We start from the raw sequence: 13,041 nt of genomic DNA, 5'->3' as shown, positions 1-13,041 counted from the left end.
GAAAAAGGGGTGCTAACAATGGAGGATAATTCGAAGTTACAGCAGGCGATAAAAATATATAAAGCACTCGGTGAACCGACCCGATTAAAAATTGCTCGTTTGCTTGCTAATGAAGCGAATTTATGTTGTTCGGATATTGGAATAAAGCTTGAATCAATTGCTGGATCAACTTTATCCCATCACTTAAAACAATTAACTGATTGCAGACTTCTGAGTACTTATAAAGAAGGCACATATATATACTACAGCCTAGACCGTGAGTTGATTGGAAAGTATGCTCCATATGTGATGAAGTAATTTCTCTTATTTCTATATTTCTATACTTATGAAAATATAGAAATAAGAGATATGATCTTTCTTGTCTGGATTATGGCTAAATTGCTTGATAGGTAACCTCATCTAAATTATGAGTATATCCATTACTAGTAATTTAGACAAAAAGGCTAAAGCAAATCACCTATCGTTATCATAAGCGCATTAAATTCATGGTGTGTTACCTTTATAAAACATTTTTCAAGAAACTGTAAAGGTCACTTTGTCTATGTGTAAAAATCAGCTCTTTACAGTTAATTTTTCAAACGTTCGGTTAATTTACGAACTTAAATCTGCATTTCCAGAAATACCGAAATACAAAAACAAAAGGTGTGATTTATTTTGTCAAATATGTGGAAAATTTATTTGTTAGCTGCCATTAGTTTTCTTAATGGTACATCAGAATATGTTATTGCCGGAATCTTAGACAGAATTGCTGAGGCCAATAACATTTCAGTTTCATCTGCAGGACAGCTAATTACTGTGTTTTCAATAGCTTTTGGAGCAGGGACACCTTTTCTAATTGCTATGACTGCTCGACTGGAACGAAAAAAACTTCTTGTCTATGCTTTAACCGTTTTCTCTGTCATCAATATTCTTATTGCGATTATAACAGGTTATGAAATGCTAATGGCAGCTAGAATCATCTCTGCCCTTAGTGCCGGCGTTATTCAAGTTACGCTTCTAACCCTTGCTGCAGTTTTAGCAGCTCCAGGAAAGCAGGGAGGTGCGATCGCTACAGTTGTTACGGGGCAAAGTACTGCTTTGGTTGTAGGTGTACCTATAGGGAGAGTTGTGGCTTCGCATTATGATTGGAATGTAATATTCATTGGACTTGGTGTAGTAGGATTACTTTTCACCGCCTTAACGTCGTTTACTATACCAAAAACAGTTGCTGAAGAACCTGTACCTTTGCGTGAGCAGTTTAAATTTCTTATGAAACCACGTATCTCAGCATACTTGCTCATCACGTTTCTATGGTTAGGTTCATATTCCATTGTATTTACGTACATTTCACCGTATTTCTTAAATACATTTGGAATGAGCAATCAAGGGGTAACTACAGCTCTCTTTATATTTGGTATTGCTAGCGCTATTGGATCCAAATTAGGGGGTTTTAGTACAGATAAGTGGGGATCATTTCGTACATTAACTGGAGGAATATTACTCCATGCTATTGCACTATTGCTATTCCCGTTTATCGGTCAATTTGCTTTTCTTTTCTATGTATTGCTTATTTTCTGGGCGCTTTCAGCTTGGTCTTCCGGCGCGCCAATACAATTTCAGCTTATAAGCCTTGCTCCTGCTGCAGCAAGTATTGTGCTTAGTTTACACAGTGCTGCTGGACAACTGGGAATGGCAGCTGGAGCTGGTATCGGCGGTATTGCTGTCAAAAATGGCTTGTTGAATTATATTCCTTGGATTGGGGCTTTTGCTCTTGCCGTTTCTGTCGTAGTAATTGTTGCCGACAACGTTCTATCTAAACGAAAACAGACTAAACAAGCTCAGAGCAATCTTTGTATAGAAAAATAAAAGTCTTATATCTAACGTAGCAAAAGGCCACTTGTTTTATACAAGTGGCTTTTTACGTTGGCTATTTTTTGTTTTGGATCACTATACAAAGCGAACATCGATTAAATCGCTTAACCTCATTTTGTTCTTTAACTCAAATACATCATCAATGAAGACAAATAGTTCCCCTAGAGAATCAACAAACTGAATAAATCCTGTCTTTGTTATGCATTGGCCTTACTTATAATAGGTAAGGTAAAATAAGTATGTAATGATGATTAGCTTACTATACGTAGGCTGTTTTATTCCTTCATAAACCATCCATTTTAAACATTAATTTTAGAAATGCTACCAATCACTGTGATTATATTAAATAACTTTGTATGGAATATACATAAGGTAATTGAAGAGTATTAAAGTATATGGGAAAATAATTGAGGGATTTTTGTTTTTTAATACTGTGCAAAAGGAGCTATTTAAATAGATAGTTACGACCAAGGAGGAAACAAATGCGAGATTGTCCCGAAGAATTAGACTTTATTTCATTATTTGAATGTATTCCACTTAAAAAAGACCAAAATGAGAGCTTTTTGTACGATGAATCCACTTTTATCTTTACGAGCGAAATGAACAGGTTTGAAGTGAAAATCTCACCATTTTATAATTCTTTCTCGCTTTCAGTAAAGGATTTAGAAGGTGATGAGATCTTTTACTACAGTCTCGAATCGGTTACAAAGATTGAGATCATGAATGATAATAAAGAAAGCAAAGCAATTCGATTATTTATAGATCAAGGAATTGACCGTTTTATAACGATTATGGATTTAGTATTTAGACCAAAATTTAAAGTTGTACTAAAAGAGGTTTTAGATTCCTAGAAATGGTTTTATGGTAACTAGGTTTGTATATGGTGTACATAGAATTCTACGTTTGCAGATGTACGTGTATCTTTTTTTCTTAATAAACTAACGCTGCAGGATAACCCAATGAATTTGTTGTATAGATACGTAGTGAGAGTTATGACTAAATCAAACGTGAGTTCTTTTTTCATCTAACTTTGATTTAGTAAAGTCTAACTAAAATTTTAAAAGAGGTGTTTTTAATGGTTTTAGGAATTTATCCTTATTTAGTTATGAACGGTAATGGACAAGAAGCTGTTAAATTTTACGAAAAAGCATTGGATGCAAAAGTTATTGGAGTTCAAACGTTCGGAGAAATGCCCGGAAATCCAGAATTCCCTACTCCTATAGAAGCAATAGACCGTGTAATGAATGCGCACTTAAAAGTTGGTGATAATGATTTGATGCTTTCTGATACATTCCCGGGTCAACCATACCAAATTGGATCACAAGTAACGGTAGCTATCACTATAGACAGTGTAGAAAAATCAAAAGAAGTGTTCGAAAAGCTGAAAGAAGGTGGTCAAGTAGGAATGCCACTTCAAGAAACTTTTTGGAGCCCATCATATGGACAAGTAACAGATAAATTCGGTGTTACTTGGCAAATTTCCACACAATCGGCTGATAATGAGTAATTAATGAAAAGCCGTTATTCTTATTATTTCAAGAGTTCTTCTCCTGCGAGCTTTTCTTGGTTGGGTTCCGGAATGTGTTTTATGTTAACTAAGGATGTGCATCACATATATTTAAAGAAGAAAAACCCACCTAATTTGAATGGTGGGTTTTTCTTCTTTAAATATTAAGGGTGTAATTGCTTGTTACTTACATATCATTTAATATTTTTGTAGGTATTTATTATAACCTATTAAATCATTTTGAGAAAGCAAAAAAAGAAAACGGTTTCTTTTTATTAAAATTAAACGGTTTCTTTTCTATTTCATACCGATAAAATCCATTATGAGAACTTAACATGTATAAAATATAAGGACACAGACAGTAAGATAATATGGAATGGAATATGTATAAAGTCAGGAAGTGTCTGTTGTTTCCGTTAACATTAATGAGTATTCTTTTAAAAGTTATAGAAAAAACGCCCCTAATTTGGGGGCGTACTCTATTATCATTATAAAACATAACCTAAAAACAGTCTACAATTTCATTTATTTTTATATTATAGTTTGATTACTGAATTCAGTAAGGCCCATGGGTACATTTAAAATTGAAAGGAAAATTTCTATGATACACAAACATGTTCCTGTTTTAATAGTAGGGGGAGGTCTTAGTGGACTCACCTCTGCTCTCTTTTTGGCACGTCATAACGTTGATTATTTACTCATTGAAAAACACACTGGTACAGCTATCCATCCAAAAGCCGGAGGGATTACATTTCGTACGATGGAAATATTTCGACAACTTGGATTAGAGGCAGCTATTCGGACTGCTAGTGAACCATTAGATAATATTCGCGGAAGGATTGCGGTAGAGACAATCAAAAGCATAGATCCTGAGAAATTAGAAACTGCGGAGAACTCCCAAAAGGCTCTTGAGAAAGAGAGAATAGAAAATTTTGAAAAGGTGAGCCCTTCAAAGCCAGCATCTTGTTATCAAATTGAACTAGAGCCTATCCTTCTTCAAGCTGCTAAAGAGGGAAAAGGGCATATACGCTATAATACTGAACTTATAGATTATCAACAAGGTGATTTAGGAGTAACAGCCACTATAATAAACCGAGAGACAGGAACAAAAGAAAAGATTCGAAGTGATTATTTAGTTGCGGCAGACGGCGCTAAAAGCACAATTCGTCAACATACAAAAATTCCAACTACAGGAAGAGGAGTCATCGGAGGACATTATATTAATATCTATTTTCAGGCTGATCTAAGTCGCTTTCTAAAGCCTAGCCAGTTTGGCTGGATTCAAATCCTAAATCCAGAGGTATTTGGTGCGCTCATCACCGTTAACAATCGAGATGAATGGATTTACCACGTGGCCTATAATCCCACAAATGGCGAAAGTCCAGAAGATTTTTCTGAAGAGCGATGCTGTGAGATTTTAAAAAAAGCTATAGGAGTTTCAAATCTTGATATTGTCATCTTCAGTATTTTACCTTGGGCAGCTGCAGAACAGACAGCTACTCGTTTTCAAGATAATCGAGTCTTTCTAATTGGAGACGCAGCGCATCTTATGCCACCTGCGGGAGGATTTGGTTCGAATACAGGTATTCAAGATGCTCATAATTTAGCTTGGAAGTTAGCTGCAGTGATACACAAACAAGCCCATTCACGATTGCTCCAAACTTATCATGATGAAAGACACTATGCTGCAGAAGTAACAACGGAATATGCAAGTAATTTGTTATTCAGTGTTATTAAGAAAGGTGTAAGCACCCTCAATAATATGGATCATCTTGCAGTTACTGTAGGGTATAAATATAACTCAACAGCCATTATTGAGGAAAACTCCGATACAACACATAGAATGGACCAATTAGAGCTAAACGGAAAACCAGGTACACGTGCTCCACATATGTGGTTGAGGTATCAAGGTAAGCGTATATCTACCTTGGATTTAATAGGAGAAAATTTCGTCTTATTTACGGGAAAAGATAATAGCCCGTGGCGCACTGCTGCCCGAAATGTATCTTCTCACTTAGGTGTCCCTATTAACGTTTATGGAATCGGTTCACAAGGAGATTGTGTTGAGTATGAGGATAGCTGGGAAGCATTGTACGATGTTACCTCTCAAGGAGCTGTATTGATAAGACCAGACGGTTTTGTAGCATGGCGTACAAAAGAGGGGGCATCAAATCCTCATCTGCTTCTTAAGCAGGTCATGGCTAGCATACTACGGTAGATAAACTAATAAGCATGCTCCTGATTTAAAATTAGTTAAAGATTAAGTAATGATAATTAAATATTTAAACTAAACAAAAATTGTTGAGATAAAAAATAACCCTTGTCACAAGGGTTATTTTTTGTCTAGTTCCTAAGATGGTGACTATGTTAACTAGCATTTATCTTAATTAAATGCGGAGTCAGGAAGGGCGAAAGGGAAAATAATATTAAAAATAAGATAGTTGTCAAACTAAGCAAAAAATATATCCTAACTTTCCTTTTTTTCTTTTAGGCATGAAAAAGAAAAAAGGAATAATAGAAAAAATACAAGTATGTAACGTTAATGTGTTTTTAATAAGATAAATAAAATTGAAAATAAAAAACTTTCATCTTGTGTCTTTAATAAAGATTACATTATTTAAAATGTGTTAACATTAAATGCTTATATATTTTCTGTACAATTTTTATGAATACAATAATTCTTTAAAGCGTTAAATTGTTACTATGTTATTAGACAATCTTTCTTTTAATGCTATTTCTTAGCTCCAAAAACACAAACCATATATAGTGGTTTGTGTTTTTTTTGTTCTTACAGATAGCATCAAATCTACTTAATTACATATTGAGATTTGATTTTTATGTTAATAAAGAACCACTTTAGATCAATCTAGTGAAAATTTATTGTATTTGAAACATCATAGTAAAATAATAAAAAGAGAAGAAAAAAAATAAAAAGTGATTAATAACATATTTTTGTGAGATTAATCCTTTTGAAAGGGATTGGCACGTTTGAATCTTAAACAATTACAATATTTTCGATTATTAGCTAAAACGGAACATTTTACAAGGACAGCTTCGCAGCTATTTATTACACAGCCCAGTCTTAGCCAAGCTATTTCAGAACTTGAAAAAGAGTTAGGTGTTAAGCTTTTTGAAAGAAAAGGGCGTAATGTAAAGTTAAACAAATTTGGACAATCGTTTTTACCGTATGTTGAGAAAGGACTAACTGAAATTGAAAAGGGGGAGAGAAACCTTCAAAAATTGATAAGTACAACCTCTGGTGTAATCGACCTTGCTTTTATTTATTCATTGGGAACCAATTTTGTACCGTCATTGATTCAACAGTTTGTAAATGAAAACTCTAATGCGGAAATTGCTTTTTCCTGTTATCAGGGGACAACACAAATGGTCATTAAAGGTCTCAAGGAAGAAAATTATGATATTGCGTTTTGCACTAACATTGAAAATGAACCAGATATTGAATTGCTACCGCTTGCCAAACAAGAGATCGTGTTAATCACTAATAAGAATCATCCACTGACAGAACGCGAATTTGTTGAATTAAAAGATATCGCAGGTTACAAGCTTGTCTGCTTTAATAAAAACAGTGGCCTGCGACCGATTTTAGATAAATTGTTTGCAGGAGCAGGGATTGTCCCTGAAATTTCTTGTGAGGTAGCAGAAGATAATGCATTGATAGGTTTAGTCGAAGCAAATCAAGGTATTGGGATTCTTCCGCTTGTTTCCACATTGAACTATTTTGATATAAAAATCCTTCCTACTAAAGAGCCTATTTATCAGCAGTCTATTTACATGGCAGTTAGAAAAAACAGATATTTGCCTCCAATTGTTCAACAGTTTCGAGACTTTATCATAGAAAATAATAATCAGCAAATTTGATTGAAATAGTAATTAAAAGAGAGCTAATTATGACAAAGATAAACTGTTATAATTAGCTCTCTCTGTTTCATTAGTAATAAATACACTTTGTTTTGATAAATTATAGACAAAACCTATAAGTGAATAATAATTACCAATTGGATTATTGATTGCAACGTATAATAAAATGATTTCAAAAGGCAGTAAGTTCATATTTAATTAAGTTTTTTAAATGATCAATTTGTAATCGTTTTCATAGGTATTGGTTATGAAGAAGTTAGATTAATCTAAATTAGGTATTAAAAATAAGGATAATATAAGGAAGTTTTTTTATGGCAGATCAAGGACGAATTGATGGAAGAACTCAATTAATAGGATTAATTGCAACCCCGATTGGACACTCTTTATCACCGGTGATGCCATAATACGTCATTTTGTAAACTAGGTCTTAACTATCTTTATATGGCTTTTGAAGTGGCGAATCAACAAATAGAAGATGTATTGGCAGGATTCCGTGCACTAAACATGCGTAGTTTTAATGTGTCTATGCCTAACAAAATGAAAATTTTACCTTACTTAGATGAGGTAACACCAGCTGCAAGATTTGTTGGTGCGGTAAACACCGTCGTGAATGAAAATGGAAAATTAATTGGCTATAACACAGATGGTATAGGGTACGTACGTGGATTAAAGGAAAGTGGTGTAGACATTCAAGGAAAGAAAATGCCACTTATGGGCGCGGGAGGTGCTGGCTCCGCTGTAGCGATTCAATGTGCTATTGACGGTGCATCTGAAATTTACATTTTCAACCGGGAGGATGAATCATATCTACGGGCTTTAAAAAATGCGGACATTATTAACAATGAAATCGATGGTAATTGTAAGGCAACGGTTCATCATATCGAAGATACAGAACTTCTTAGATCGTCTATTGGAAGCAGTGATATTTTAACAAATGCAACCAGGGGTGGGATGAATCCTCTTGAAGGACAGAGTATAATCCCAGACTCATCATGGCTTCGTCCAGAGTTAATCGTTTCAGACGTTATATATAATCCCCGAAAAACGAAATTGTTTGAAATGGCTGAATCTGTTGGCTGTAAAGCAATCAATGGATTGGGCATGATGCTATGGCAGGGAGCTAAAGCATTCGAACTTTGGACATGTGAAGAAATGCCCGTTTATTATGTAAAGGAACAAATGTCTCAAAAAACAGAAAGGAAGTGACTATCTTGGAAAAGCCAAAGAAAAAGGGGAATTTAGTGTCAGTACTTAGTGCTGAAGAGGCTGTAAAGTATATCCCAAATGAAGCAATAGTTGCTATCTGTGGAGCTGGTGGGGGTCTATTAGAGCCTACTAAGCTTATAGAAGCATTGTCAAAAAGATATGAAGAAACACACTTGCCAAAAGATTTAACGTTTATCCATACAACAGGATTAGGCGACCGGGCGGACAGAGGAATGTCACCACTTGCTAAAAAGGGACTAGTACGAAAAATAGTTGGAGGACATTGGGGACAATCCCCTAGACTCTGTGAAATGGCTGAAAATAATGAAATCGAAGCATATAATTTCCCGCAAGGCGTACTTTGTCAATTATTTAGAGCCGCTGCAGCTGGACATCCTGGAATATTAACCCATGTTGGCTTAGGTTCATTTATTGACCCACGGCAAAAGGGTGGAAAACTAAATGATTGTACCAAAGAAGATCTTATTAAATTAATGGAAATTAATGGTGAAGAGTGGCTGTTCTATCCAGCGATTCGACCTGATGTTGCCATTATCCGCGGAACAACTGCAGATCGTGAAGGATATATCAGTATGGAAGATGAAATTGCGTATCTGGATACTTTAGCGATGGCCCAGGCTGTCCATAACAATGGAGGGCTTGTTATTGCACAAGTAAAAAGGGTAGTAAAGTCAAATACTCTTCATCCAAAATCGATAAAAATTCCAGGCTACAACATCGATATTGTCGTTGTTGATGAAGAACAATCACAGCTGTACACGGGTGGAGTTAATCGTTTTATGTCAGGAGATTATATCGCGGAAACAAGTGAAGTTACCCGGCTTCCGCTTAATCATCGAAAAATGATCGCTCGGCGTGCATTGTTTGAAGTTAAACCAGGAAATGTGGGAAACGTTGGTGTTGGAATTGCCGATGGAATTGGAAGTGTAGCTCGTGAAGAAGGTGTTGATGAACAATTTACCTTAACGGTGGAAACTGGACCAATCGGCGGTGTCACAGCACAAGGCATTTTCTTTGGAGCAAGCATCAATACCCATGCATTGTTAGATATGCCTTCACAGTTTGACTTTTATGATGGCGGTGGTCTTGACGTCTGCTTCTTAAGCTTTGCAGAACTGGACCAAGCAGGAAATGTCAATGTGCATAAATTTAATGGGAAAATCATGGGAACAGGCGGGTTTATAGATATTTGTCAAAATACAAAAAAGATTGTTTTTTGTGGAACACTGACAGCCGGCGGCCTTAAAACGAAGATTGAAAAAGGTAAGCTGCAAATTGAACAAGAAGGCCGATTTAAGAAACTTCTTCCTCAACTTGAAGAGCTTACTTTTAATGGAAGGGATGCATTAAAAAGAGGGCAAGAAGTTCTCTATATCACGGAAAGAGCCGTTTTCCGCTTAACAACAGACGGACTGGAATTATGTGAAGTCGCACCTGGAATTGATATAGAAACTCAAATCATTGAGAAAATGTCATTTAGACCTCAAATTTCTGCTGATTTAAAAGAAATGCATAGCAGATTATTTTTTGCAGAGGATATGGGAATTAAAAAGGATTGGGAGCAAATGGAAGTATAAGAGATTTGTTCATACTATATTAAATGATTGCTAGGAGGAAGATTATGAGTAAGAAAGTTCCTTTTGAAGTAGGAGATACGGTTTCTTATACCAAGACAATTAGTGAATCAGATGTTTATTTGTTTGCTGGGATTACCGGGGATTTTAGTCAAATGCATATGAATGAAGAATTTATGAAAACAACGCCATATAAAACACGGATTGTACATGGGGTATTAACTTTTGCACTTGGAAGTACGGCATCAACATTAATTCAAACCCAAGCGAGATCAGAAATGCCAAGTGTGTCCTATGGCTACGATCGTTTACGTTTTACAAGACCAGTATATTTTGGCGATACAGTTACAGCTGTTTATACGATTACTGAAGTTGATCAAGAATCATTGAAGTCATATGCCAAGGTTGAAATTTACAATCAAAATAAAGAATTGTGCGTGGTGGCACAGCATACATTAAAGTTTTTTGAAAATTAAACAATGCAAAGGAGTGAGATAAATGAAAATCTGTGTACTTGGCGCAGGTGCTCTAGGAAGTTCCATTGGTGGCACTCTGGCGGAGGGAGGGCAAGATGTTTATTTAATAAATCAACGGGCTGATCATGTGAATGCAATCAATACAAAGGGGTTGATTCTTAGGGATGGAACGAATGATAGGGCTGTTAGGGTAAATGCCCAAACAAACTGTGAGGGAATTGGAGCAGTGGATCTTGTAATAGTATTGGTGAAGTCTTTTCATACAAGAAATGCGATTGAAAATGCTTCATCCATTATTGGGGAAGATACATTGGTCATGTCATTGCAAAATGGTCTTGGAAATGAGGAAACTATTGCCGAGGTTATCGGCAACGATCGTGTTATCGGTGGAAAAACTTATGTTGGCGGCGTATTACTTGGACCAGGACATGTGATTGCCGGAACAAAGGGAAAGATTACTTTTATTGGTGAGATGAATGGCGAAAAAACAAAAAGGATTCAGAGAGTCGCAGATATATTGACAAAATGTGGGTTATTAACAGAGGTTAGTAGTAATACCACAGGAATGATTTGGGACAAACTTTTAATTAATGTGGCAACGGGGGCTTTATGTGGTATTACGAAATTACCATATGGAGATTTATACCAAATTCCTGAAATTAGAGATTGTGCTTTTGAAGCTATTTTAGAGGGTATAAATGTTGCTAAAGCAAACGGCATTATTTTATCAACGGAGGACCCCGAAGATATTTGGTTGAAAGCAGCAGCAGGATTACCATATGAATTTAAAACATCCATGCTGCAAAGTCTTGAAAAAGGCCAAAAAACAGAAATCGATTATATCAATGGAGCAATTGTCCGATGGGGAGAGAAAAGTAATGTCGCAACACCAGTTAATAAAGCGTTGGTTGCGAACGTAAAAGGGATTGAAACTTGGGTGGAAAAATACATAAATTCTTGATAAGGAAGGATGACTGAAATTTGCCCTATCAGAAAAAAGCATATCTTGAACATTCAGCTATTCGTGTAAAGGATATTGATTGGCACATTCGTTTTTTTAAAGAGGCATTAAATATGTCGATTCGTAAAATGGATGGGGGAAAAGATAACCCTAGACAAATATGGACTATTGGTGGAGTTCAACTGATCGCAGATCCTAACTTCTCAGGTGTCGAAGGAAGACTGGCGCATTTAGGAATCATGGTGGAAGATTTAGAGGCTGCTATGGAAGAAGTTTATAAATGGAATGTTACCGAATTACCTAAAGGACATAATTGGGTGGTCCTTCCGGATGGTTTAAATCTGGAACTGATCCAGGCAAAAGAAGGTTCCGTTGAAGAAGCATTAACTGTATATCCATGGATGGAAGACTAACTATTTTAAATAGCATTGGAGTGATTATGATGGGGAAAGTACTGATGTTGCATGGGATAAACCATAATATGTTTGGAAAAAGAAATCCTAAAATCTATGGATCTATTACTCTTGATGAAATTAATGAGAGTATGTTTCAACTAGCTAAAGAGCTGAGACTTGAATTAGAGGTTTTTCAAACAAATTCAGAAGGTGAAATGATTGATCGAATTCATCAAGGGTATTTTGATAAAGTGAATGCAGTGATCATTAATGCTGGTGCATGGACCCACTATAGTTATGGATTAAGAGACGCTTTGGACATTCTTGAAGTCCCGTTTATTGAGATTCATATGTCTAATATTCATGCCCGAGATGAATTTAGACATCATTCTGTATTTGCGGAAATTGCGCAGGGACAAATTTGCGGTTTTGGCTTTGACAGCTATCTTTTAGCGTTAAGAGCTGCAAAAACCTTAATGAATGAAAAAAATAGAAAAGGAGAACTTAATACTTCTATTTAGAAGCAAACAAGAAATGGGCAAGTCTAATTTCAAATAGTATGAAGAAGTTAATCATCTATCTGGTTCTGGTGTAAAAAATTCAATTTACTTTCAAGCACTTTGAATTTTTCACACCAGAGCCATATTTACTTTTATGCTTTCCAAATCCATGCTGCTATATCATCTATTACAAGTAAATGATAAAACATTAATAATATATAAAATACTTTAATATTTACATAACAGATTATGATAAATATTAAAGTTATTTTATGAAATTATAGTCGGATACAAGATTTATTTTTGAAGATATATGTATATGAATCTACAAATCTGGCCAGACTAATAACGTATTCCCCAATTCCAATAAACTTTGAAAACCCTTGTCTATATAGACAAGGGTTTCTTTTTTTATATATAAATATTTCTTAAGGTGCAAATCCTTGAAAACTAACAGCAATATAGATACTAAATGAAATAGTACATAAACAGATAAAATGCAAGGTTAAAAAAGGAACGTTCTGTTTGCCTTTGGCAAAGAACGAGTGGTTCTTTCTTTTTTTAGCTGCTGCTTATATAACGAAACAAAAAACAGTAGAAAAGAAATGAGTACAAACAGCGTAAGATTTAAACAATAAAAAAGAGCAAACCTTTTGGATGTGCTCTTTTTT

The 13,041-nt window shown here is 35.3% G+C and carries 11 protein-coding genes and 1 pseudogene; all 12 read left to right on the top strand.

All coding sequences use genetic code 11. The features are described 5' to 3' along the window. The first annotated feature begins 18 nt into the window (after positions 1-18). The 12 genes and pseudogenes from BG04_RS03000 to aroQ all read left to right on the top strand — a co-directional run bounded on the left by BG04_RS03000 (position 19) and on the right by aroQ (position 12,391). Entirely contained in the window at positions 19-297 is a 279-nt protein-coding gene (locus tag BG04_RS03000) for an ArsR/SmtB family transcription factor (protein ID WP_034649957.1), read from the top strand. A 366-nt stretch (positions 298-663) separates the two neighbouring features. Continuing rightward, positions 664-1,845 carry an MFS transporter gene (locus BG04_RS02995; protein ID WP_230586602.1) on the top strand — a complete coding sequence of 394 codons (1,182 nt, stop codon included), beginning with the start codon at positions 664-666 and terminating at the stop codon, positions 1,843-1,845. A gap of 488 nt (positions 1,846-2,333) precedes the next feature. Continuing rightward, positions 2,334-2,702, top strand: a complete 369-nt coding sequence (locus BG04_RS02990; RefSeq protein ID WP_016766264.1) for a hypothetical protein — start codon at positions 2,334-2,336, stop codon at positions 2,700-2,702. Between the two features lie 224 nt (positions 2,703-2,926). After that, positions 2,927-3,358: a VOC family protein gene (locus BG04_RS02985; RefSeq protein WP_034649961.1), complete on the top strand. Its 432-nt coding sequence runs from the start codon at positions 2,927-2,929 to the stop codon at positions 3,356-3,358. Between the two features lie 601 nt (positions 3,359-3,959). Further along, positions 3,960-5,576, top strand: a complete 1,617-nt coding sequence (locus BG04_RS02980; RefSeq protein WP_034649963.1) for an FAD-dependent monooxygenase — start codon at positions 3,960-3,962, stop codon at positions 5,574-5,576. A 770-nt stretch (positions 5,577-6,346) separates the two neighbouring features. Beyond that, positions 6,347-7,237 carry a LysR family transcriptional regulator gene (locus BG04_RS02975; protein WP_016766261.1) on the top strand — a complete coding sequence of 297 codons (891 nt, stop codon included), beginning with the start codon at positions 6,347-6,349 and terminating at the stop codon, positions 7,235-7,237. 311 nt (positions 7,238-7,548) lie between these two features. Beyond that, positions 7,549-8,443 (top strand): annotated as a pseudogene (gene aroE, locus BG04_RS02970) (shikimate dehydrogenase). Positions 8,444-8,478: 35 nt separating this feature from the next. Beyond that, a complete protein-coding gene (locus BG04_RS02965; RefSeq protein WP_230586521.1) occupies positions 8,479-10,041 on the top strand; it encodes an acyl CoA:acetate/3-ketoacid CoA transferase in 1,563 nt (520 codons plus the stop codon). A gap of 44 nt (positions 10,042-10,085) precedes the next feature. Further along, a complete protein-coding gene (locus BG04_RS02960; protein ID WP_080743148.1) occupies positions 10,086-10,514 on the top strand; it encodes a MaoC family dehydratase in 429 nt (142 codons plus the stop codon). Between the two features lie 22 nt (positions 10,515-10,536). After that, complete coding sequence (locus BG04_RS02955; protein WP_034649970.1) at positions 10,537-11,475, top strand: ketopantoate reductase family protein; 939 nt, start codon at positions 10,537-10,539, stop codon at positions 11,473-11,475. Between the two features lie 20 nt (positions 11,476-11,495). After that, on the top strand, positions 11,496-11,888 hold the full coding sequence (locus tag BG04_RS02950; RefSeq protein ID WP_016766258.1) for a VOC family protein: 393 nt from the start codon (positions 11,496-11,498) through the stop codon (positions 11,886-11,888). A gap of 29 nt (positions 11,889-11,917) precedes the next feature. After that, positions 11,918-12,391 carry a type II 3-dehydroquinate dehydratase gene (gene aroQ / locus BG04_RS02945; RefSeq protein ID WP_016766257.1) on the top strand — a complete coding sequence of 158 codons (474 nt, stop codon included), beginning with the start codon at positions 11,918-11,920 and terminating at the stop codon, positions 12,389-12,391. The last annotated feature ends 650 nt before the right edge of the window (positions 12,392-13,041 follow it).

Source organism: Priestia megaterium NBRC 15308 = ATCC 14581 (assembly GCF_000832985.1).
GTDB classification, from domain to species: Bacteria; Bacillota; Bacilli; order Bacillales; family Bacillaceae_H; genus Priestia; species Priestia megaterium.
The sequence above is the reverse complement of the archived record's forward strand: the minus strand, read 5'-3'. Positions and strand labels throughout refer to the sequence as shown.